The organism is Vibrio sp. ArtGut-C1 (assembly GCF_002105475.1).
In the GTDB taxonomy this organism is placed as follows: domain Bacteria; phylum Pseudomonadota; class Gammaproteobacteria; order Enterobacterales; family Vibrionaceae; genus Vibrio; species Vibrio diabolicus.
The window spans coordinates 26,440-47,346 of record NZ_NCTH01000030.1 but is presented as its reverse complement, the minus strand read 5'-3'; the positions used below and the strand labels follow the sequence as shown (position 1 = coordinate 47,346).

Annotated in this window: 22 protein-coding genes; 11 read left to right on the top strand and 11 right to left on the bottom strand. The window is 45.2% G+C overall.

Annotated elements, in window-relative coordinates; translation table 11 throughout:
* Positions 1–62 precede the first annotated feature (62 nt).
* Entirely contained in the window at positions 63–929 is an 867-nt protein-coding gene (locus tag B7360_RS20225; protein ID WP_085344465.1) for a glycerol kinase, read from the top strand.
* Positions 930–1,020: 91 nt separating this feature from the next.
* On the opposite strand, the gene nagB is transcribed toward B7360_RS20225, so the two are convergent.
* Complete coding sequence (nagB, locus tag B7360_RS20220; protein ID WP_006740926.1) at positions 1,021–1,821, bottom strand: glucosamine-6-phosphate deaminase; 801 nt, start codon at positions 1,819–1,821, stop codon at positions 1,021–1,023.
* A 374-nt stretch (positions 1,822–2,195) separates the two neighbouring features.
* Here nagB and B7360_RS20215 point away from each other — a divergent pair, with 374 nt between their 5' ends.
* Positions 2,196–2,447 (top strand): DUF3081 domain-containing protein, encoded by a 252-nt coding sequence (locus B7360_RS20215; protein ID WP_005392042.1) that lies wholly within the window; start codon positions 2,196–2,198, stop codon positions 2,445–2,447.
* A 151-nt stretch (positions 2,448–2,598) separates the two neighbouring features.
* Here B7360_RS20215 and B7360_RS20210 read toward each other — a convergent pair whose 3' ends face one another.
* Positions 2,599–2,952, bottom strand: a complete 354-nt coding sequence (locus B7360_RS20210; protein WP_005392041.1) for a DUF413 domain-containing protein — start codon at positions 2,950–2,952, stop codon at positions 2,599–2,601.
* Positions 2,953–3,100: 148 nt separating this feature from the next.
* Here B7360_RS20210 and B7360_RS20205 point away from each other — a divergent pair, with 148 nt between their 5' ends.
* Positions 3,101–3,994 (top strand): LysR family transcriptional regulator, encoded by an 894-nt coding sequence (locus B7360_RS20205; RefSeq protein ID WP_005374436.1) that lies wholly within the window; start codon positions 3,101–3,103, stop codon positions 3,992–3,994.
* Positions 3,995–4,075: 81 nt separating this feature from the next.
* Here B7360_RS20205 and B7360_RS20200 read toward each other — a convergent pair whose 3' ends face one another.
* The 3 genes from B7360_RS20200 to B7360_RS20190 all read right to left on the bottom strand — a co-directional run bounded on the left by B7360_RS20200 (position 4,076) and on the right by B7360_RS20190 (position 5,754).
* Positions 4,076–4,771: a pirin family protein gene (locus B7360_RS20200; RefSeq protein ID WP_085344464.1), complete on the bottom strand. Its 696-nt coding sequence runs from the start codon at positions 4,769–4,771 to the stop codon at positions 4,076–4,078.
* 9 nt (positions 4,772–4,780) lie between these two features.
* On the bottom strand, positions 4,781–5,224 hold the full coding sequence (locus B7360_RS20195; RefSeq protein ID WP_006740929.1) for a DoxX family protein: 444 nt from the start codon (positions 5,222–5,224) through the stop codon (positions 4,781–4,783).
* Between the two features lie 326 nt (positions 5,225–5,550).
* The gene (locus tag B7360_RS20190; protein WP_017633816.1) at positions 5,551–5,754 is read right to left on the bottom strand and encodes a hypothetical protein; all 204 of its coding nucleotides are present in this window, start codon (positions 5,752–5,754) and stop codon (positions 5,551–5,553) included.
* Positions 5,755–5,948: 194 nt separating this feature from the next.
* On the opposite strand from B7360_RS20190, the gene B7360_RS20185 reads away from it, so the two are divergent.
* From B7360_RS20185 to B7360_RS20175, 3 genes are all read left to right on the top strand, one after another.
* Positions 5,949–7,316 (top strand): AlkA N-terminal domain-containing protein, encoded by a 1,368-nt coding sequence (locus B7360_RS20185; RefSeq protein WP_085344463.1) that lies wholly within the window; start codon positions 5,949–5,951, stop codon positions 7,314–7,316.
* The gene (locus B7360_RS20180; RefSeq protein WP_085344462.1) at positions 7,313–7,795 is read left to right on the top strand and encodes a methylated-DNA--[protein]-cysteine S-methyltransferase; all 483 of its coding nucleotides are present in this window, start codon (positions 7,313–7,315) and stop codon (positions 7,793–7,795) included. Before B7360_RS20185 ends, B7360_RS20180 begins: the two co-directional genes overlap by 4 nt.
* An 87-nt stretch (positions 7,796–7,882) precedes the next feature.
* A complete protein-coding gene (locus tag B7360_RS20175; protein ID WP_085344461.1) occupies positions 7,883–8,701 on the top strand; it encodes a hypothetical protein in 819 nt (272 codons plus the stop codon).
* A gap of 78 nt (positions 8,702–8,779) precedes the next feature.
* On the opposite strand, the gene B7360_RS20170 is transcribed toward B7360_RS20175, so the two are convergent.
* On the bottom strand, positions 8,780–9,388 hold the full coding sequence (locus B7360_RS20170) for a YitT family protein (protein ID WP_006740933.1): 609 nt from the start codon (positions 9,386–9,388) through the stop codon (positions 8,780–8,782).
* Positions 9,389–9,589: 201 nt separating this feature from the next.
* Here B7360_RS20170 and B7360_RS20165 point away from each other — a divergent pair, with 201 nt between their 5' ends.
* The gene (locus B7360_RS20165) at positions 9,590–9,985 is read left to right on the top strand and encodes a GFA family protein (protein ID WP_085344460.1); all 396 of its coding nucleotides are present in this window, start codon (positions 9,590–9,592) and stop codon (positions 9,983–9,985) included.
* 37 nt (positions 9,986–10,022) lie between these two features.
* Here B7360_RS20165 and nhaD read toward each other — a convergent pair whose 3' ends face one another.
* Positions 10,023–11,453, bottom strand: a complete 1,431-nt coding sequence (nhaD, locus tag B7360_RS20160) for a sodium:proton antiporter NhaD (RefSeq protein WP_005392020.1) — start codon at positions 11,451–11,453, stop codon at positions 10,023–10,025.
* Positions 11,454–11,873: 420 nt separating this feature from the next.
* The gene (locus B7360_RS20155; protein WP_085344459.1) at positions 11,874–12,899 is read right to left on the bottom strand and encodes an acyltransferase; all 1,026 of its coding nucleotides are present in this window, start codon (positions 12,897–12,899) and stop codon (positions 11,874–11,876) included.
* A 252-nt stretch (positions 12,900–13,151) separates the two neighbouring features.
* On the opposite strand from B7360_RS20155, the gene B7360_RS20150 reads away from it, so the two are divergent.
* Together B7360_RS20150 and B7360_RS20145 are read left to right on the top strand one after the other, a co-directional pair.
* On the top strand, positions 13,152–13,742 hold the full coding sequence (locus B7360_RS20150; RefSeq protein WP_085344458.1) for a TetR/AcrR family transcriptional regulator: 591 nt from the start codon (positions 13,152–13,154) through the stop codon (positions 13,740–13,742).
* Positions 13,743–13,872: 130 nt separating this feature from the next.
* Entirely contained in the window at positions 13,873–14,730 is an 858-nt protein-coding gene (locus B7360_RS20145) for an alpha/beta fold hydrolase (RefSeq protein WP_006740936.1), read from the top strand.
* A gap of 174 nt (positions 14,731–14,904) precedes the next feature.
* Here B7360_RS20145 and B7360_RS20140 read toward each other — a convergent pair whose 3' ends face one another.
* Together B7360_RS20140 and B7360_RS20135 are read right to left on the bottom strand one after the other, a co-directional pair.
* Positions 14,905–17,451, bottom strand: a complete 2,547-nt coding sequence (locus B7360_RS20140; protein ID WP_085344457.1) for a glycosyl hydrolase family 18 protein — start codon at positions 17,449–17,451, stop codon at positions 14,905–14,907.
* A 369-nt stretch (positions 17,452–17,820) separates the two neighbouring features.
* Positions 17,821–18,324 (bottom strand): DUF2850 domain-containing protein, encoded by a 504-nt coding sequence (locus B7360_RS20135; protein WP_054866862.1) that lies wholly within the window; start codon positions 18,322–18,324, stop codon positions 17,821–17,823.
* A 326-nt stretch (positions 18,325–18,650) separates the two neighbouring features.
* On the opposite strand from B7360_RS20135, the gene B7360_RS20130 reads away from it, so the two are divergent.
* Positions 18,651–18,935, top strand: a complete 285-nt coding sequence (locus B7360_RS20130) for a pyrimidine/purine nucleoside phosphorylase (RefSeq protein WP_005392006.1) — start codon at positions 18,651–18,653, stop codon at positions 18,933–18,935.
* 131 nt (positions 18,936–19,066) lie between these two features.
* On the top strand, positions 19,067–19,348 hold the full coding sequence (locus tag B7360_RS20125; RefSeq protein WP_041853103.1) for a hypothetical protein: 282 nt from the start codon (positions 19,067–19,069) through the stop codon (positions 19,346–19,348).
* Between the two features lie 3 nt (positions 19,349–19,351).
* Here the strand turns inward: B7360_RS20125 and B7360_RS20120 are convergent, their stop codons facing one another.
* The gene (locus B7360_RS20120; protein WP_048625526.1) at positions 19,352–20,500 is read right to left on the bottom strand and encodes a GGDEF domain-containing protein; all 1,149 of its coding nucleotides are present in this window, start codon (positions 20,498–20,500) and stop codon (positions 19,352–19,354) included.
* Between the last annotated feature and the right edge of the window lie 407 nt (positions 20,501–20,907).

Here is a 20,907-nt window from a genome sequence, read left to right as displayed (position 1 = left end):
TAAAATCAATACGTTACTATGATGACATAGTGTTCAGTTTTACAGCAGCATGAGGTACCCACATGTCTGAAAAAATATCGACGTCGGCATTAGCGAAAATGCGCAAGGTTGAAGCCAAGCTGTTGTTTGCTGATCTCAAACGCGCTGGTTACATCGTTCGCCAAGACGAGAAATGGATTTTGACCGAAGAGGGCGCCAAGTTTGGTGGTGAGTATGTTGATCATCCTAAATTTGGGCAGTTCATTGTTTGGCCGACTAACTTGCACATCGAGCTTGCTGCGACGTCTGGCAAAAGCTACAGCGCAACCCAGTTGGGTGAGAAGCTTAAGCTCAATGCCAAGCGCATGAACCAGCTGTTAAGTGAATTAGGTTGGATCAGTAAATCCGAAGAGGGTTGGAGCTTAACCGAAGCTGGTATACGCGCTGGTGGACAGCAAAGAACCGATAAAGAGACACAAAATACCTTTGTCGTATGGCACGATGTGGTGCTGCGTAATAAGCGTCTTAAGCAGTCTGTCATTGAATTTTTAGGACAAGATGCGGAGTCACACTCCACGGATAAATCGTATTCAAGCTTTCGCCAAAAGTTTGAAGCCAAACACCGAACATTAGATGGGCATTACGTGCGCTCGAAGGGGGAGTTGCTCATCGACAACTGGCTGTACTTGGCTGGTGTGGTGCACGCTTATGAACGTCAGCTGCCGATTGACCAAGATGTCACCAGTGATTTTTATTTGCCAGGCGGTAAAGTCTATTTACAGTTTTGGGGAAGTGATACTGGGGAGATGGCTGAGGCTGACCGTGAGACCATTCGTACTGTTTATGAGCAGCATCATTTTAACCTTATCGAAGTCGAACCGAGTGAACTAGACAAGTTAGATGAAGTGCTGCCTAAGCGTCTTCGTCAGTTTGGTATTAAAGCTTATTAACGACTTAAGCCCGCTGTTCAGATAAGAAAAAACCCGTGATCAATCACGGGTTTCGTATTTTTAGCGTGCATCTAGGCTGTCATCCTATGGATTAAAAACCTTTGATGTTTTCCGCTTCTAGCTCCGAGAAGTACTTCACTGTCTTCACTTTCAGTTCTTGTTGAGCTGGCTCGTCACATACGATCACTGCTTTAGGGTGAAGTTGAAGTGCAGAAACCGTCCATAGGTGGTTTACACAACCCTCTACTGCTGCTTCAAGTGCTTGAGCTTTGTTATGACCTGTTACCAGAATCATCACTTCTTCTGCGTCTAGCAGTGTACCCACACCGATAGTCAGTGCGTATTTAGGCACTTGGTTGATATCGCCGTCAAAGAAGCGAGAGTTCGCAATGCGAGTGTCTTCAGTCAGTGTCTTGATGCGAGTACGAGAAGACAGAGATGACGCTGGCTCGTTGAACGCGATGTGACCGTCGTTACCCACGCCGCCCATGAACAGGTTGATCTTGCCGTAAGACTTAATTTTGTCTTCGTAACGCTTACATTCTGCGTCGTGATCGTCAGTGTTACCGTTCAGTAGGTTGATGTTTTCTTCTTGGATATCAATGTGATTAAAGAAGTTGTTGTACATGAACGAGCGGTAAGACTCTGGGTGATCCGCAGGGATGCCAATGTACTCATCCATGTTGAAAGTCACGACGTTTTTGAAGCTCACTTCGCCGGCTTGGTAAAGCTCGATTAAGGCTTTGTAGGTTGCTAGAGGAGTGCCACCAGTTGGTAGACCCAGAACGAATGGACGCTCAGCAGTAGGTTTAAAGTCGTTGATACGCTTAGCGATATGCGCAGCTGCCCACTTACCTACTTGTGCTGCTCGAGTTAACGGGATAAGTCTCATTTTGTGCCCCTAGTTATTGGAATTTACGATGTACCGAAACATTAATTCGCATTATAAAATAAGTAATGACGAACTGCTATTGTTTTAGGTCAAAATTTTGCTTTTTCTTTAACCAGTGTTGATTTTATCGACTGTTTTTATATCTAAATGCTTTTATAAGCCGATTTTTTACAAAGAAATTGCATTATGAAACTGACGAATTGATAGATAAAATTTATGATCTAAATTAAGTTCTGTCTTCGCACTTAACCTTGTTTTTTAACAACCTACAGAGTGTGAAACCGCACACGAACTTCAAATATTATGGGATGGACATGGCACGACGCTCATTCCTTAACCATAATTGAAATGTGTAAACCAGTGAGGAATTCGGTATGAAAAATGAGTTAGATCCGAGCAAAGTACTACAGGCTTACGAATGTGTGATGAACAACGGTACACCAACCGAATTTGGCAAAATGTATGAAGGTGTAGAAGCGTTTTCCGATTACGACGGGTACAACGTTTTCTTACGAGGGAATGGTGTTGAGCTAAAGGTTGGCTTCCACAATACCTATCAATTGGAGTACGACCAAGAGCACTTGAAAGAGAGCTTTTTGAAAAAGATCGCGATGCTTGCCAAGTAGACTAGCACTAAATACTAAAAAAGCCCTTGGGAGAACGCGCCCTTGGGCTTTAGGAGAAGAAATGAGCTTGTTTTGCTCGCTCAGTCAAACCAAACGAGCTTTCGCCTATTACCTACTGCTAGAAAAAGGCGAGAATTAGTTTATTTGGTTATTAATCGTCTTCGACCAAACTCTCTTCAATGTAATCTTCTGTCGCGTCAGGCTTATTACGACCATTTAGCGTGTGGAAGCGCTTGCGACCACGAGCAAGTTGGGTGTACTTTAGCCACGTACGCTCAAGTTTTGTTTTTGCTTTGCCTGGGTTTTCTAGCACCTTGATGAAGTGTTTCTCTTCGCTATTTTCAGGTGTTAATTCGCCTGACTCTAAGCCAAGCATAGTATCCCCATAAATTGTTAGGATTTCCTCTTCCGAGAGAGTAAAATCGCCAGACTTTGCAAAGCCGCGTGGGAATTTTACGTTGTCGTAAAAACGTTTTTTGCCATGACGGAATTCAGTGTCAGACATGTCAACAGCCTCTGTAACCGTTATTGATGAATGTAGTGAACTACGGCGAAAATTAGGCGTAAAGCTAACAAAAGAAAAACAAAACTTTTTTGTCGTCATGATTTTAATTAGTTGTTAATCTGGTTTTATATTAACCAGGAGATGGTTTATGGATGTAAAAGTCTTTCGAACATTTTTAGAGCTGGCAAGGGTTCGTCACTTCGGACGCGCCGCTGAGAATCTTTATATTACCCAAGCTGCAGTGAGCGCACGTATCAAACAATTGGAAAGTTACTTCGATACGCAATTGTTTATTCGTGATCGAAATAACATAAAGTTGACCTCTGCAGGTGAGCGCTTAATCAGTTATGCAGAGGTGATGGTCACCACATTGCAACAAGCGAAGCTAGAGTTATCGCTTGAAGATGGCAAAGCGCTGCAATTAACGTTAGGCGGTACGCCAAATATTTGGGACGCCTACTTGCAGAACTGTTTAAGTGTCGTCACAGATTCATTTGGAGGCTATGGCTTCATGGCAGAAGTGATGGGGCGGGAAATGCTCAGTCGCAGCTTGCTAGAGCGCACGTTAGATATGGCATTTGCGTTCGACCAAATCAAAGCTGATGAGCTTAACTGCAAAAAAGTGGCCGATGTTGTTCTCGTTCTGGTATCGACTGAGAAAGACTCTTTAGACACCGTTTTTGAAAACAAATACGTGTATGTGGATTGGGGAACGCGCTTCTCATCAGAACATTCTGAACGTCACCCTAAGATCCCGGCTCCGTATCTGCGCACCTCAACAGCGCGTATAGCATTGGACTTTATTTTAGAGAAGGGCGGTGCCGCTTACTTACCCATCTCTCTGGTAGAGCCCTTTATCGCCAATGGGCAGCTTCACAAGGTGTCTGGCGTAGAAGATTGGTGTCGCCCTATCTATTTGAGCTATCGTAAAGCTAGCTCGTCTGTAGACGCGATTAAGCAAGTGGAAGAAATTGTCAAAGAGATTGATCCACTGACGGCTTACAGTTTTCAGCAAATTGGTTCCGGCACTTCCGACGAATAGCGTTGAGTGAAAAGTCAGAGAAATTAAAAAGCCGCCTTGGAAAATCCAGGCGGCTTTCTTTTTATCTCGATGAATCGATAGTTATGGCAAGTCAAATAGCAGGGCGGTTGTGCTCTCGTTCGATGTATTGCGTAAAACAACCTTACTTTGCTGTTCGACCTTCGCGCCGTCGCCCGCCGTCAAGGTGGTATTGTCGATGCTAAGGCTTCCCGTTACTTGGTGAACGAATAACTTTCTACCCGATTCTATCTCAAAGTTAAGTTCGCTATTTGGTTCAAGAATTAACTGATGTAATGTGGCATCTTGCTTAATAAGTAGCGTACCGTTTTCTCCTGTTGGAGTCGCGATAGTTGTTAGTCCAGGCGTGCGACCAAAGTCTTTTTGCTGATAACCTGGTTTGGTTCCAAATGTATTTGGCTGAATCCAAATTTGTAGAAAGCGCAGCGTGTCGCGGTTCGACGCATTGTACTCACTGTGGTAAATCCCTTTCCCTGCCGACATGAGTTGGAATTCCCCGGCAGGTAATGTTTTCACGTTACCTTCGCTGTCTTTGTGCGCGATAACACCTTCCAGCACATAGCTGATGATCTCCATATCACGATGGCCATGTGTATCAAAACCTGCGCCAGGTTGGACTACATCGTCATTAATGACTCTCAGCTCAGAAAAGCCCATATGTTGAGGATCGTAATAGCTACCGAAAGAAAACGTATGTCTGCTATCAAGCCAGCCAAAGTTTGCTCGACCTCGGTCTGCTGCATGTCTTACCGTAATCATAGAGCCTCCCTAAGAGAGTTTTTTGTTCAAGAAGTTATCTAGCGCGGCCTTACCTGCGCCAGAAAACGCCAGTGAAACACTTGCTGCCAGTAAAGCTAAGCCAAACTCGTAACCGTTGTTTGCCATGAACAAACCGTTTTCAAAGTGGACGGAGAATATCGCTACCACCATCGTGAACGCTAAAGCAACGGCTGCTGGGCGAGTTAGTAGGCCAAGCAAGATGAACAAGCCGCCAAAGAACTCTGCGCTGCCAGCAAGGAATGCCATTAGCACGCCAGGACCTAAACCGATGGATGCCATCCACTGACCTGTACCTTCTAACCCATAGCCACCAAACCAACCAAACAGTTTTTGTGCGCCGTGCGCCATAAAGATAATGCCGATTGGAATGCGAAGTGATAGTGCGCTGTAACCTGCGTTTGAAGTGGTGATTTTCTGTAATAGTGCTTTCATGATTCTGTCCTCTGACTCTTTTCAATGAGTGGGAAGCGTGTGCTCCCGTGCTGTTGAGAACAGTTTAGGTGGCGGTGAGAATAAAAATAACGGGAGTATTTTGATAAACTCGTTCTAAAAAATTGAATAATGGATTTTTGTTATTTTTAATCAGTTGCTTGAGTGTTTTTTATGAGTTTTTTATGCCAGTTTTGTCGTGTTTTAAATCAGGTTCCATCATTATTTTCGATAAACATTTTTGCTGTTAAACAAAAAAAAGAGCACAGGTTGCTGTGCTCTATTGCTTTCGCTATTTACAAGGGAGAAAGGTGTGTTAAAGAAAACCGTCAGAGGTTCATTAAGCTCTCTAGTGACTCCTCTACATTGTTGTAGTGATAGGTTCGAATATTACGTCCATCCGTGGCATTAATTTGAATTTCTGAGATCTCGTTATCTGAGTCTCGTTCGATAATTCCAATTGAATGATCTACGGATTTACTGGTAATAACCTTTTGGTTTCTTAGTACAATTACGCAAGTGTGTAAGTCCATGCCAATTCCCTTTAGCCGACGTTGTTGTGATGTTCTGAATCTAACTTTAGTGTACAAAAGCGCTAATGCCAATAAATCTCAATATTGAGTTCCGAAAATGGCTAATTGTAGGCGCTTAAGCAAGCTACAATAACATTATATTGAACGATGCCTATGAACAATAAATGACAAAAGGCATGAGCAAGGAAAGCACTATGTTTATTCACCCCCATACCTCACTGACTTTCGAGCAGTGTCATAAGGCGCGAGTCGCGCGAGACAGCCGCTTTGATGGGCGATTTTATGTGGCAGTGAAAACAACGGGGATATTTTGTCGCCCAATTTGTCCGGCTAATTTACCTAAAGAAGAAAATGTAGAGTACTTCACCGATAAAGCGCAAGCTCTCCAAGCGGGGTACCGTCCTTGTTTGCGCTGTCGACCTGATAGCGCGCCGGGTTCCTGGGCATGGAAAGGCGTAGAAACGACCTTTCAACGAGCGATTTCGTTAATTGATCGAGGGGAGTTGCATCACCACTCGGTGTCTGAGCTAGCAGGGCGTGTTGGGATTTCGGATCGCTACTTACGTATGTTGTTTGAGCAGTATCTAGGCATGTCACCCAAGCAGTATGCGCAATATCAACAATTAATGTTCGCCAAACAGTTACTTCATTCCAGTTCTATGTCGGTCACGGAAGTAGGCTTCGCCGCCGGTTTTAATAGTACACGCCGCTTTAACGATGCTTTCCAAAAGTTTCTCAAATTGACGCCTTCTCAAGTCCGTCGCAAAGAGTTTGACGGTATGGGTAGCAATCGAATTGCCTTGCCTTATCGAGGTGAATTGAATTGGCAGCACATGTTGAACTTCTACCGTTTACGAGCGATTGAGGGGGTTGAGCTGGTGAGTGATGAGAGTTATCAGCGCAACGTTTGTCTGGATACCAGTAAAGCATGGTTTAAAGCGACCAAAGGTGAAGGGTACCTAGAGCTAGCGTTTGAAATTGAAGATGTAACGAAGCTGCAAAACTTGGTGTCTGACATTCGTCGTATGTTCGATCTTGACGCCGATATTTGTACTGTCGAGCAGCATTTGGATTATGTTGCTCCCGGGCTCGTGTCGAGTAAAGGTATTCGGATTCCTGGTGTATGGAATGCATGGGAGGCTGGAGTTCGAGCGATTTTAGGCCAACAAGTGTCGGTTAAAGCGGCGATTGGTCAACTTAACTTATTGGTGACCACACTTAGTGGAGAGTCAGAAAAACGCTTTTTCCCGACACCAGATGCGATAGCTAATACCGACGTGAGCTTTTTGCGCATGCCGCAAAGCCGTAAAGAGACGCTAGTGCGCTTCGCCCAGTTCATGCAGGACAACTCAGAAGCCGACCCCCAGCAGTGGCTAGCTTTGAAAGGCATTGGACCTTGGACAGTCAGTTATGCTCAACTGCGAGGGCAATCTCACCCCGATTGCTTTTTAGATAAAGACTTAGTGGTGAAAAAGGCGATGCAGCGTTACCCATCACTGAATACGCACACTGCGGCCCCTTGGGGAAGCTACGCAACGTTTCACTTATGGAATCAATCATGAAAACATTTTATACCGAAATGCCGAGCCTATTAGGAACGGTGACCATCCAATCTAACGCTGAGGGCTTGCTTGGCATTTGGTTTGAAACATGCACCACTAAGCCGAGTGAACTGGGAGCACGAGACGATCAAAACCCAGTTTTGCGCCAAGCTGTTACCCAGTTGAATGAATATTTTTCTGGCCTACGTAATGAATTTGAGCTGCCTTTGGCGGCTACAGGCACGGATTTTCAAAATCAAGTTTGGCAGGCACTAACGACCATTCCATACGGCGAAACGTGGAGCTATCAAGATCTCGCCAACGCGATTGGCAACCCTAAAGCTGTGCGCGCTGTTGGGTTGGCAAACGGCAAAAATCCTATTTCTATCGTGGTGCCTTGTCATCGCGTTATTGGCAAAAGCGGTAAATTGACAGGGTATGCTGGTGGAGTAGAGCGCAAGCAACGTTTACTTGCGTTGGAGCAAGGTACACCGCTTTAAGTGAGGCGATTCAAGCGTGCTACACAGGGGAAACGATAGTGTAGAGTTTCATATTCGTTATACGAATAGAAAAAGGATAATAAGGACATGCCTTTCAAAACGGATTTTGATGCATTCATGAGTGAGTGTTGGCAGCATCACGAAACACAGCCCGAACAAACTTATGCTCAATTGGAAACGGCTCTGAGTGAGGTGGAAAACGTTAACCACATCGAGCGAATATTCGCATTGATGCTGCACACCGCGATTGGGCACCTCCAGCGTCCAGAACCGTTTCTTGCTTGTTTAGAGCGCTTTGATGAACGCAAGGTTGCCGAGAGTTCGGCATTGCAACGCAATATTGCCGTTGCGCGCTACTTCGTAGATGGCACTGTCAATATGGAATTATTGGAAGAGCAAGACCAACGACGAGTTTACGCTTTGATTTCGAATGAACTTTCTGCGCTTGCTCAGCTTGAACTGGCGAGCCAATGGCTGGCGAAAGCCGCGCTAGGTATGACACCACAAGATGCTGAAGGGCTGCTAGCACGCTCTATCGCAATCACAGCAAACAACTTGGCGTGTCAGTATGAAGCGCTGGCTGAGCGCACGGATGTGGAAAAATCGAGGATGCTAGAAGCGGCCAAGCTCGCGTTGGATTACTGGAAAGTGGCGGGTGGTTGGATGCAAGAAGAACGTGCAGAGTATCGCTTAGCGATGAGTTTACTCAAAGCGGGTGAAGCCGGACAAGCCAAGCTGCATGCCGAGCGCTGCGAAGCCATTTGTCAGCAAAATGGTGGTGACGCGTTTGAGCTGTTCCATGCGCATGATTTGCTGATGCAAGTACACTTCCATCTTAGCCAGAAATATAAAGCTCAAGTGGATGTGGGGATGCAGCAATACTGCACAACGAGTTCGTTGACATGATCTCAACGTTGAATAAAAAAGCCCCGAGCGAATGGCTCGGGGCTCATATTTTTAAGTTCACTCATTACACGATGTTGATTAAGCTATTTGCGCTTTTGCCTGGTATCGTCCTGGTTTATGGTTCATCGCCAAAATCAAGTTTGTCGCCACGGCACCTAGGACGGATAGAGCGATAAGGTGCACATCCACAATGAACAGCGACATCACTACGATGGCACAATCGAGCGCCATCTGAACCTTACCCGCTCGAATCCCAAAACGTTCCTGAAGGTACAACGCTAGAATGTTAAAACCGCCTAAACTCATCTTGTGACGGAAAATCACCAACATACCTATTCCAATTAACCCACCACCTAGAAGTGCTGCATAGAAAGGTTCGATTCGTGAAATTTCAATCACATGGTGCAGATGATCGACCGCAAAAGAAACAATCGAGACCGCAATGAAAGTATTAATGGTAAAGCGCCATCCCATGCGCATGACAGACAAAATATAAAAAGGGAGGTTGAGAGCGAAAAATATCTGACCAAAGCTGAAGTCACTCACTTTGGTAAGGAAGATCGCCAAACCAGCCGTACCGCCGGTGAGCAATCCTACTTTGCTGAAAAAAATTACCCCAAGCGACACTAACGCACTGCCGAGCGTCAGAGCCAAGAGGTTCTCTCTTAGGCTATGATCTTTATCCATAAAATTTTTTCCTTGGTTTAAAAACCGCGCCGGAGACAACACGTCCATCCAACGAGATAAACAGTTGCCAAAATAGCAACTAACAAATCGGCCAATAAAATGTCGCGAAAAGTGATGAATGTCGAGTTTTTGGACAAGATTGTGCTGATGCTAGCCTGTTTAACATAATGTACACAGGTAGAAAAACAACAAGGAAAAGTTATGATTAAGAAAGTCGGCACTACCCAAATCAACGCATTACATCGACTGAATTGTCACTGCGGAAAAGTTGAGCTGGAACTTGCATTACCTAATGGTATTGAGAAGCCGAGACGATGTGATTGCTCCATGTGTCGACGTCGCGGCGCGATTGTGGCATCTGTGCCTCTGAATGGTATTCGTATCGTGCAAGGCGAAGACGTTTTGAAGCAGTATCAATTTAACACTCGCACAGCGAAACACTTTTTCTGTGGCGAATGTGGTATTTATACGCACCATCAGCGTCGCTCTGACCCGAGTGAGTACGGCTATAATGTCGGCTGTTTAGAGGGCGTCAACCCATATGAATTGGGAACTATCGAAGTGATGGATGGCGTTAACCATCCATCCGACCGTTAGGTTGCATTGCAAGTTAAGTGACTAATTCTAGGTGCTTTTAAGTAAATAAACCGCTATTCATCCACAAGTGCACCGCAATACTGGCGGCATAACCCAAGGCGATGACGGGAGCCCATTTTAGGTGGCCAAAGAAGGTATATTGACCACGCGCGGCTCCCATTAATGCGACACCTGCCGCAGAGCCAATTGAAAGCAAGCTGCCCCCCACACCCGCAGTCAATGTGACAAGTAACCAGTTCCCCATCGACATGCTTGGTTCCATAGTCAGTACAGCGAACATAACCGGAATGTTATCGACGATGGCAGACAGAACACCAACCATCACGTTGGCCCAGACAGGATTCCATTGGTTGTACATGACGTTTGAAACCAGTTCGAGATAGCCAAGTAAGCTCAAACCGCCGACACACATCACTACGCCGTAGAAGAACAGCAAGGTATCCCATTCTGCTCGAGATACACGGTGGAACACGTCAAACGGAACGACTGAACCTAAGCGTTTTAATGCGTGATCGTCGCCATTGGCAATTGCCATGGCCGCTTTTTTTGCCAAGGAATGTTTGAGTGTTTGGCGTAAGAAGTAGCCGAAAAATTGTAAGTAAGCCAAGCCCATCATCATGCCCATAACGGGTGGGAAGTGCAGCAAAGCGTGGAAAGAGACTGCGGTGGCAATCGTCAGAATGAATAGTGCGACAATACGTCTCGCGCCGCGTTTAAGTTCTACGTGTTGGTGAATCGTATTCGGTTTGGTGTTTGGAACAAAGAGTGACATCAAAAATGCAGGAACCAAATAGTTCACCAGTGACGGGACGAATAACGGGATGAATTCAGCAAAGCTGACATGCCCGGCTTGCCACACCATCAGGGTCGTAATGTCACCAAATGGGCTGAATGCACCGCCAGCGTTGGCAGCGATAACAATGTTGATACAGGCAAGATTCACGAATCTAGGATTATCACCAGAGACTTTCATCACCACAGCGCACATCAAGAGGGCTGTGGTTAAGTTATCGGCAATCGGTGAAATAATAAAGGCGAGAAACCCCGTCAGCCAAAACAGCTTTTTGAAGCCAAAGCCTTTGCCGACCATCCACGCCTGTAAGGCATCGAAGAGTTTGCGCTCTTCCATAGCATTGATGTAAGTCATCGCTACTAACAAAAACAGCAGCAGTTCCGCGTATTCCAACAAGTTGTGCTCTAGTGCGGATTTGGCGATTTCTGGCTGGTTGTGTTGAGCAAAGGTGTAGCCAATCAGAATCCAAATTAACCCTGCAGCGAGCAGCACAGGCTTGGATTTTCTCATTTTCAGATACTCTTCCAACATAACCAGTATGTAAGCAATCGAAAAGATAATGAGAGCCGCGTAGCCGACACCAGAATTAACAAGGTTCAGTTCATTGGTGGGGGCAGCAAAGGTGGCGCTAGAGAATAACAAACAGCAGAAAGCCACAATTGGATAGATTGGCATAGACATTTCTCCTTTGTCTGGTTGGAGAAATATTAGCCACAAATTAATGAGTTAGTTGTGAGAGAGCTCGAATTAACAGTAGGAGTTAGGAAATGATAGTGTGCGCCACTATTTTCTGAGTGACGCAATGCTTGCTGCGCCAAATAAAACCACAGCGGCATACAAACCGTAAGTTAACCAATGGCTAATCTCTAAAAAAGGAACGAGTCCTTGACCTGCCCACATACAGCCTCCGTTTAATGAGCAATGTTGTAATAGTCGAGCCAATTTAAAGGAAATGAACAATGTTTTTTGTGAGTGACGGCAAATTCTGAAGGATTAGAAAGTCAAAAATTGGTCAGTGAGAGAGAAATCTCATTTTTAACTGGCTAGCTCTAACCCTTTTGAGCTAGAGCTAGCTATATCGAGCGCTGAATGGATTTAGCGCAGCAGCCATTTTCTCAACGGCGAAGCCTCAATTGCTTTCACAAGTATTATGGTTGCGACAATCGTTGCAGGATAAATAAATGCGTCTTTCGCGAGGTGTTGCAACCCGATAAATTCAGCGACATTCATCATAATAATTATCACAAGCAGATGGCTAACATAAATGCCTAACACGCTAGGAGATAGTTTGAATACCCAAGGCATATCGCCAAAATGTGGGTGGACTAAGAGCCACATGAAGACACCCACGGCCCAGATAACAGTACCAAACAGGAAGTCGTGAGAATTAAAAGCGACCTCGTGTTGCATTAGCCAATAAGCTTCACCAAAATGCAGCGCCATACCAAGAAGAATGCATCGAATCGTATTGTTTCGCGACCATCGCCACTGTTCTTCTCGTGCTAGATAACCCAGTGTTACCAGCAAAGTACTGAAAAACGGCCCATTACGAGTAAAGAAAGGCGCTGGCAGATCGGTAATGGTCGAATAACTGCCAGCAAACACGCCGTATATGTATAGCAATACGGCGGTTGGCAGTACCAATTGAGCCATATTGATATGCACGAGGAAGGCAATTAAGGCAACGGCAATGACCAGAGCTGGAATAAACCACAGGTGAACGAGCCCGCCTTCGACGAGTGAATTGAACGGGGTCGACATTAAGTAGCCCCAGTAGCCCTGCCTTTCGGTGAGATACCCCGCCTCAGCGACAGTTTGCCACTGGAATGGCATCAATAAACTGATCACGCTCCAAATGAGCCAAACCTTCATCAGTGGTTTGGCGTAGTTTTTTAGTGTTTCGATAGGTGCGCGGCTTAGCTTGGGCTGGATAAGATAACCAGAAATGAGAAAAAACAGTGGCACAGCAAAACGAGCCAATTGGTTGAGCATATAGCCAACCCACGGTATTCCATCCCATTGCCAGTATGTCAGGGCCATCTGGCAGTGCAATCCTATAATTGCAAACATCGCAATAATACGCGCAAACTCTAAGCTGGCTATTTTTTGTTTCTTTGCCATTACATTACTTACCTAAATAAAAAAAACTTAGGTGAAAGTAGCAGGTTGTGGCTGAATGAATGCGTGAAAAAGTCAACAGACTCGCGCTTACACTGAAGCTGTGTTTAAATTTAAGACTTACTTCAAACTTCTTAATTATTAACCCATTAACCAACTCAATACGTGATTAGCGAGTCGAAAATGACACTAATGTATGGTTAGACCAGTTAACTCTAGATTGCAAAAAAGAACGATCGTGCTAAAAATAAGATTATGCAAAAAGGAAAAGTGACAAAAGAGTTTATTCTGCAACGGGCTTTTGAGATCGCCAGCGAAGACGGATTAGAAAGTCTTACGATTGGTGAGTTAGCCAAGCAGTGCGGTATGTCGAAAAGTGGTCTGTTTGCCCACTTCAATTCGAAGTTGAATTTACAACTATCGGTATTGGAGCACGCCAATAAAGTGTTCGCTGCTCGGGTTATTGAGCCTGTTCGTGAAGCAGAGGATGGCAATATCGAACGTAAAATTCGAGGGTTGCTCGACTCTTGGATGACTTGGAACCACGCATTTCAAGGAAGTTGTATGTTTCTAGACGCTTGGAATGACACGGCAGATAAAGATTGCCCACTTCAGGCCGGACTGCGTAAATCCATAGACACTTGGCTGAGCTACTTGGAGATCCAAATAACGAAAGGCAAAGAGAAGCAAGAATTTGCAGCAGACTTAGATACACGCCAAGCAACGTTTGATTTATACGGTCTTTATTTGAGTGCGCATGTTTTTTACTCAATTAAAGGTGAGGAAGAAAGCTTGCGCCTGTTTTGGAAAGGGATCGACAACTTATTTTCTCGCTGGAAAGGCTGATACCAGTTATTCGCTTTCCAGATTTGTAGACATAAAATCATAAAGAGCGGCTGAGTTCGCTCTTTCTTATCAGCATAAAAAGCACGATCGTTCTATTTTTTGTGCGTGGCTGATAGTTAAGGACATAATCATGAGTGAAAAAATTTACTTTAATACATCGCAACGTTTCAGTATTAAGCGCAGTTTGGTGAACATCAGTACGCGTTTACACCACACACTTGCCCCGTCACATGCAAAGAATACCGCGCGTAAGTTGCTCCTGACACCTGCTCGCACAGCACCTAAAAACACCGAACCTCAAGGACTTGCCAAGGGTGAAATTAAAGGGCATGCAGGCATTATCAAAACCTACACTTTGGGCTCTGGACCTATTTGGGTGTTAACTCATGGTTGGTCTGGCACCGCAAGTCAGTTTTATCCGTTGATGGAACATATTGCGTCGAAAGGTTTCACCGCTTTGGCATACGATCATCCAGCACATGGTGAGAGTGAAGGACAGTATGGGCACATTCCGGGTTTTGTCAAAGGGTTAGAAGATGTGTTAGATACGGTAGACGATATTGTTGGTCTAGTTGGGCACAGCATGGGCACCGCTTCTGCTCTTGAGTGCAGACATAGCAAATTAGAAAACAAGCCTTTACTGCTTATTGCACCGGTATTGAATTACGTAGAGAACCTATTCGGTAGCATTGCTCGTTCAGGTTATTCGATGAAGCTTTTTAATGCCGTAGTTTCTGAAGTTGAAGATCAATTTGGTTACCCATTACAGTCAATTGATCCGCTGAAGCGTTTGGCTGAGCGCTCGTCTCCAGCCATCATTGTTCATGATGAGCAGGATAAGTTCACTAAGTACAGTATCTCTGCACAAGCCGCTGAAGAGATTGAAAATGTTGAGTTAGTGACAACGCAAGGTCAAGGCCATGGCCGAGTGATGAAGTGTGGACAAGTCTTCAGTAGTTTTGACCGTTTACTCGATCGTGCTTGGTAATCTTCATGCTTGCTAATTGGCTCGGTCCGTTTTGGGCTAATTCGATTTGAAAGCAATACCTCGGATGGTTTTTCGTCTATGGTATCGCTTTTCTCGTTATGAGATAAAAACAAAAAAGGACAGCCGAAGCTGTCCTTTGATCGTTAACTTTACAGAAAGTCTGCAAGGTTGGGCTTAGTTACAGTTAGCTACGCCAACTTCTTTCCAAACGCCCCATTCGCCAGATTGGCTAGGATCGTCACCCTGAGTCCACCATTTCGCTTCCCAAGTTTTACCTGCATGAGTGACTTGGTTGCCGCCTGTGTACACTGCGCTTGCATCCCATGCGTTGTCACAGGTGCCTGGGTTTGGATCGGTGGTATGCTGTGCAACAACAACAGTTGCGCTTGCCGTTGAAGACGCTTTGCCGTCGCTCACACTTACGGTAAAGCTTAGGCTAGTGTCTTGCGGGTATTCAGCAGCAGTGAAAGTTACTTTAGAACCTTCAACCGTTGCGTTCAAACCTTGAGGAAGCGTCCAGTTGAAAGTAAGAGTATCGTTGTCTGCATCGCTAGAGGCTGACGCATCTACAACCACAACGTCACCAGCGTTTGCTGTTGCTGGAGCAACAACTTGCGCTACTGGCGCATTGTTCGCTGGGTCAACCACACCTGCTGGCTTCACAGTTACTACAACAAGGTCAGATGCCGTTGCACCTTCGTTGTCAGTCACCGTTAGCTTGAAAGTTAATTGCTCCTCAACGGTAACTTCTGCTGCATCAAAGCTTGCTTTCGCAGTGTTGGCGCCTGCTAGTACCACTGCAGTGCCAGAGACTTGCTCCCAAGCGTAGCTTGCGATAGTGCCGTCAGAGTCTTTCGATAGGCTGCCATCTAGAACCACACTTGCAGGGCCAGTTACAGATTTATCTGCGCCAGCAGCTGCGGTTGGTTTACGGTTTGGTTGAGGAACTACACCGCCAGCCATACCTTCGTGCATTGCGTTGAGAATGTCACCATTATCCGCGTCGATTTCCCAAGAGAATAGACCCGCAAGACCCAGAGACTTCGCGTAGTTACCTTTTGCTAGCACTGAGCGATGGTCATCAAATGTGATCAACTCACCCGTTGTGCGGTTCCACACCCATGGTGCTTCTGCTTGTGCATCATAGCCGTACTCGAAACCGTTAATGCCAGTGTTGTTGGCACCTAGCATAAATGACTTAATGCCTTTGTAGTCGATTACGCCATCTTCCCAAACACCTTGCGCTGTACTGCCCTTCAGTTTACCTGTTGCAGTACCTGTCATTGGGTCATTTGGATCGGTTAGCGTATCTGGAGTTACGCCTTCCCAGCCACGACCGTACATTGCTGTACCAAGTACTAGCTTGTTCGCAGGAACGCCTTGAGCAAGAAGAAGCTGGATGCCGTTATCTGCTGTGTAAGCAGGACCTTTGTACGGTTCGCCGTTCTCATCAACGCCACTACCGTCACACTGACCAGGGCGCATGAATGAACCACAGTAAAGCGCAGTTTGGTGACCAGGAACGTTGTTCCAACCGCCATAGAAGTCGTAAGTCATCGCGAAGATGTAGTCCATGTATTGAACCGCATCTGCATAGTCTACGTCTTCAATCTTGTCGTAACCGACCCCGATAGCTGACGTTAGCTCGTAAGTACGGCCTGTCTCAGCTTCTAATTCATCAAGCATTACGCGCAATTCACGCATCAGTGCGATGTAAGCCGGGCCATCGTTTACAGGGTCGCCTTTATCCGCGGCTGCACCGCCGCCACCTGGGAATTCCCAGTCGATATCAACACCGTCGTAGAATTTCCAAGTTTTCAGGAACTTCTTAACCGATGCGACGAATGTGTCTCGGTTTTTCTTGTCTACGAAATCGAAGAATGGGTCAGACAGCGTCCAGCCACCGATAGATGGGATGATTTTTAGATCAGGGTTACGTTGTTTCAATGCCATTAGCATTGCGTAGTTACCCTTGATAGGTGTGCTGTATTCATGACCAGCTTGTGGGAAGCTCTTCTGATAAGCGGCCCAAGGATCGTGGATCACGACTTCGTAGTCAGGCACGCCTGTACAAGCGGTTTGTAGTGCATTGAAGCTGTTGCCGCCAACAGACTTCACAGACTCATTTGGGCCACAAATTGGGATAAAACCGTAAAGGATGTGAGTCAAGTTGTCGACTGGCATGTTATCGACCGTGTAGTCACGACCATAGATGCCCCACTCAACAAAATACGTACCCATCACGACGCTTGGATCGGTATTGTACGTTTTGTTGTTTGGATCAACGTTCATCGTCAGTGGCTTCAAGTGAGAACCATCGGTATCTGCAATCGTGATTTCAGCTGGTGCGCTTTTCGCACAACCTGTCGCATCACACGCCTCGATTTCCATTTGGTATAGGCCGCCCTGACCATATTCAAATGTCGCTGTTGTTTGGCTACCAGTGATTGGGCCGGTTGCTACTTTTGCACCATCAAAATAGACGTTGTAAGTATCACCTGGCGTGCCACTCCACTGGTTAAACTTAACAGTGATCTTCGCTTGCTCATGGTATTTCACCATGTCGTAGTAGCCTGACGTGGTTTCCATCGCGAGTTCAATTTTAGAAAACTGAAGGTTGTTGGAACCGTACATATCGATACTTGGTGCGGTTGGAGCCGCAACTGCAGCACCTGATAGTGCTAAAGCAACGCCAGCTGCACATAGGTTAAATCGAATCATAACTTCTCTCTCAATCCTTGGATTCATGTTCTACCTAGAACATAGGCTGCTCTTGCACCAGATAAGATGATTGGATTTACTCCATGTGCAAAAGCATCACACTCAGCATTTCAGAGAGTTTTTTTTCGTCAAAAAAAATTAAGACGGTTTTCGAGGCACTTGAGAGAACTTAACTAAAACTCGCACTCTGTTACACAGAAAGTGTCAGACTGAGTCAATAATTTATAAAATCTCAGCAGAAACTAAAATTATTGTTTACTCAGTATCGGGTGGGATAAATGCGATGAATACCTTATTTCATTGTTTATTAAGGTTTTGTTTCATTGAAGTAGAAAGAGAGTTGAAAGGAGAAATAGCCGTGAAGACGTGCTAGTCACGGCTGAAATGTTCACTTAATGCAGCGCGACGTTTTGAAGCCGCTCCGGTTTCTGAGCCTTGAACGGTATGCTCAAATCCCTTACGGATGAATCGTTGATCTGGAATAAGAGGCTCAATACGGCGAATCTGAGGTGAAAGGTGAGAGCCCGAGATCTGGTACGCGGTTTTTCCTAATCCAGTGTTCAACGTGATGACCTTTCCATCGAATTCAAATTCTGTCGTGATGAGTCGATGGTTTCGATATACCCCATCCTCTGTGAAAGTCAGACGTTCTGTTTGGTAAGGTGGCGCGCCGATCTCAATCCACTCGCCGTAGACTTTTTCCGGGTCAATATGGTCTTGATAGGATAGGTGGATTTGATAGCTGAAAAACGTCAAAAGACCCACCCCGAAAACGGCAAATGCGCTTTTGAGGACTTTGGATTGGTGGCGAGCCCAAAATGAAAGTTTTGGTTCCTGTCTTGTTTTCCGCCTTCGGCGAGCTGAGTCCGTCATTGGTTTACTTTTCTTCCCTTTTTTAATATGGTGGAAACCTTCCTTCTCAAAAACAAACAATCCCGCCATTAAGACTAAGAAATTATGATCTAATGTCCACTTTTACATTCGGATACACTCTTATTGATGGTTTTATTGTTTGCTAGCGTTAACTAATTCACCGACTTTATCTCACTAATTACGTCGTCTGGTTAAGCCTAGAAAAAGGTGGCCTCGCTCAGTAGCAAAGGATGTGCTTTATAACGTTGAGCTTAATGGCTTTCAGAGCTTGAGTAACAGGAAGAAACAAGGTAAAAAAGAGCGGACTTTTGATAAGGAAACCAATAATGAGTATTAAGGAAAATAGCTATTTTGCAGGTAGTGTAAAATCACTAGGCTTTAACCAGAATGATCAGGACGTTAGCGTTGGTGTAATGCTTCCTGGTGAATACACGTTCGGCACTCAAGCGCCTGAGCGTATGACGGTTGTAAAAGGTGCACTTGTGGTCAAGCGTGTCGGCGAGAGTGATTGGACGACTTACCAAAGTGGTGAGTTTTTTGAAGTGGAAGGGAACTCCTCATTTGAGCTTCAAGTGAAAGACGCGACTGCGTATTTATGTGAGTACTTCTAAAGCGTCCTTTTTGCCTGTAACAAAGCCACCTTCGGGTGGTTTTTTCGTCTATGTCCTTCACTTATAACGCATCTTTTGGTTATTTGGGTATATACTTAATAAAAATGTACCCATCGACCAGGGAGGAAGTGATGGCAGTACAACGCAAGCATTCTGATCTCCCTCCTCGTTACGAGGACAAAGATCTCACCAATGAGCAAAGACATCGTTTTACCGAGGTCGCCAATGCAGCCCATAAGAGACGTGAATTCTATCGACGTGCTCTAGGAAAAGGCTTAATGGGCAAAGTGAAGGACCGTGCGTTTAAAGGCCAATTCGGTCGCCAGCAAGATAAGCCGAGCAGAGTGCTGCAAGCTGTGTGGCTAATCGTATTTCTGGTGCTGGGGCTATGGGTGATGCATGTATTCGCTTAACCGTTAGCAAGCTTCTGACACAGCCGGCGTTTCAGAGGCTGACTTCTCTTCGGTATTGCAGTGTTCGTAATACGCGTATTGGTTTTTCCCTGTGTGTTTAGCCGCATACATTGCTTTATCTGCGCACCGAGTCAATTCAGATAAATCCTTCGCATCTTGTTTGTAGATAGCAGCGCCCACACTCATTGTTAACTCGTTAATCATATCGTAGCTTCGGTAGCCTTTTGGGAATAGATTCACAATACGCTTCAAAATGCTGTCGAGGTCATCTTTACTGTTTATGTCGTACAGCATGAGCACAAACTCGTCGCCCGCAAATCGAGCGATGGAGTAGTCGTGTTTGTCGGTTTTTCTGTCTTTATGGCGAACATTGTTTTTTAATCGAGTTGCAAAGGCTTGAAGCACTTGGTCACCAATATCGTGTCCGTATGTGTCGTTAATATGTTTGAAGTTATCAATATCTAGGAAGACCAGAGCAGTGATGCTGTCATCAGATGAATGGTTGATCTCATCGAGCTTTGCTCGCGCCCAAGTTTCAAAGCTCCAGCGGTTGGCAAGCCCTGTGAGTTGGTCAAAATACGCCAACTCTTCAATCCCTTCACGATAAAGTGTTTGAATGTAGTTGAGGACTTTTGTGTAGTAGTACGAGAATGTGTGGCACACAAATGCAGTCGCTATTAGGGTCAGCATAAATCGTCGTTCTATGATGTCACTGGCTGTTGGTAGCCGATCTAAAAAAACGACGCCAAAAAAGATCAGTAAGATATAGGTGCCACTAAACAGCAGACCGACTTTAAACTCATTGATCAGCACCAGAGTGGCGACAATGGGGTATAGCCATAGCAGTTTGCCTGAGGGGGCATCGTTATACAGAAGTAGCAATAACCCTTCGAACATCAAAACTGCACTCAGCCATAGGTCGGCATATTGATGATGTCGTTGAACCTTTATCACATAACTGATACCTAAACAGGCTAAGGCACACAGAGCATGGAAAAAGCTTAATCCCCAATTATCCTCAAACAATTGAGCAATGGAGCCATAAGTTAAACATGCCGCGGCGATACTGGAGCATAAAAAGACAATTTTCTTTTTTCTTGTTGAGCGGATATCCGCCATTTCCTCTAAGCGTGCTCCAGCCAATGTCGACATTACGTATCCTTGCTTAATTAACGTGTACGCTTATTCTAGGCGGTATTTTAGCGATAAATAGAACAACAAAGTTTCCAAATGTGATGTCAGTCATTTTTAGTATGGGCTTAGAAGTGTGGTTTGGTGAGAGTGCTCAAAGCACAACAAAGGCTTATAAAGTTTTCCATGGCGGATCTTTATGGCTTCAGATGGTTCGATTAATAATTCAAAGTAATGCATTTCCACCGCCGTATTTTCAGGATCTATCCTGACTCAACTCTGTTGGGAGTAGCATGAATGGCGCCTTCTACTTATTGAGCTCATTGTTCGTCAATCGACGACCTCTAAGTTCCGTCAATGAGTTTTTCGTTGTGAAAAAGCATTAGAAATATTTTTCCGAAACAGAGCGAAATATTGTTGTCGTTGTG

What these genes read in the sequence shown, in the direction of transcription:
- B7360_RS20225 (WP_085344465.1), top strand. Translation starts at nt 63, where the DNA reads ATGTCTGAAAAAATATCGACGTCGGCATTAGCGAAAATGCGCAAGGTT.
- nagB (WP_006740926.1), bottom strand. Translation starts at nt 1,821, where the DNA reads ATGAGACTTATCCCGTTAACTCGAGCAGCACAAGTAGGTAAGTGGGCA.
- B7360_RS20215 (WP_005392042.1), top strand. Translation starts at nt 2,196, where the DNA reads ATGAAAAATGAGTTAGATCCGAGCAAAGTACTACAGGCTTACGAATGT.
- B7360_RS20210 (WP_005392041.1), bottom strand. Translation starts at nt 2,952, where the DNA reads ATGTCTGACACTGAATTCCGTCATGGCAAAAAACGTTTTTACGACAAC.
- B7360_RS20205 (WP_005374436.1), top strand. Translation starts at nt 3,101, where the DNA reads ATGGATGTAAAAGTCTTTCGAACATTTTTAGAGCTGGCAAGGGTTCGT.
- B7360_RS20200 (WP_085344464.1), bottom strand. Translation starts at nt 4,771, where the DNA reads ATGATTACGGTAAGACATGCAGCAGACCGAGGTCGAGCAAACTTTGGC.
- B7360_RS20195 (WP_006740929.1), bottom strand. Translation starts at nt 5,224, where the DNA reads ATGAAAGCACTATTACAGAAAATCACCACTTCAAACGCAGGTTACAGC.
- B7360_RS20190 (WP_017633816.1), bottom strand. Translation starts at nt 5,754, where the DNA reads ATGGACTTACACACTTGCGTAATTGTACTAAGAAACCAAAAGGTTATT.
- B7360_RS20185 (WP_085344463.1), top strand. Translation starts at nt 5,949, where the DNA reads ATGTTTATTCACCCCCATACCTCACTGACTTTCGAGCAGTGTCATAAG.
- B7360_RS20180 (WP_085344462.1), top strand. Translation starts at nt 7,313, where the DNA reads ATGAAAACATTTTATACCGAAATGCCGAGCCTATTAGGAACGGTGACC.
- B7360_RS20175 (WP_085344461.1), top strand. Translation starts at nt 7,883, where the DNA reads ATGCCTTTCAAAACGGATTTTGATGCATTCATGAGTGAGTGTTGGCAG.
- B7360_RS20170 (WP_006740933.1), bottom strand. Translation starts at nt 9,388, where the DNA reads ATGGATAAAGATCATAGCCTAAGAGAGAACCTCTTGGCTCTGACGCTC.
- B7360_RS20165 (WP_085344460.1), top strand. Translation starts at nt 9,590, where the DNA reads ATGATTAAGAAAGTCGGCACTACCCAAATCAACGCATTACATCGACTG.
- nhaD (WP_005392020.1), bottom strand. Translation starts at nt 11,453, where the DNA reads ATGCCAATCTATCCAATTGTGGCTTTCTGCTGTTTGTTATTCTCTAGC.
- B7360_RS20155 (WP_085344459.1), bottom strand. Translation starts at nt 12,899, where the DNA reads ATGGCAAAGAAACAAAAAATAGCCAGCTTAGAGTTTGCGCGTATTATT.
- B7360_RS20150 (WP_085344458.1), top strand. Translation starts at nt 13,152, where the DNA reads ATGCAAAAAGGAAAAGTGACAAAAGAGTTTATTCTGCAACGGGCTTTT.
- B7360_RS20145 (WP_006740936.1), top strand. Translation starts at nt 13,873, where the DNA reads ATGAGTGAAAAAATTTACTTTAATACATCGCAACGTTTCAGTATTAAG.
- B7360_RS20140 (WP_085344457.1), bottom strand. Translation starts at nt 17,451, where the DNA reads ATGATTCGATTTAACCTATGTGCAGCTGGCGTTGCTTTAGCACTATCA.
- B7360_RS20135 (WP_054866862.1), bottom strand. Translation starts at nt 18,324, where the DNA reads ATGACGGACTCAGCTCGCCGAAGGCGGAAAACAAGACAGGAACCAAAA.
- B7360_RS20130 (WP_005392006.1), top strand. Translation starts at nt 18,651, where the DNA reads ATGAGTATTAAGGAAAATAGCTATTTTGCAGGTAGTGTAAAATCACTA.
- B7360_RS20125 (WP_041853103.1), top strand. Translation starts at nt 19,067, where the DNA reads ATGGCAGTACAACGCAAGCATTCTGATCTCCCTCCTCGTTACGAGGAC.
- B7360_RS20120 (WP_048625526.1), bottom strand. Translation starts at nt 20,500, where the DNA reads ATGTCGACATTGGCTGGAGCACGCTTAGAGGAAATGGCGGATATCCGC.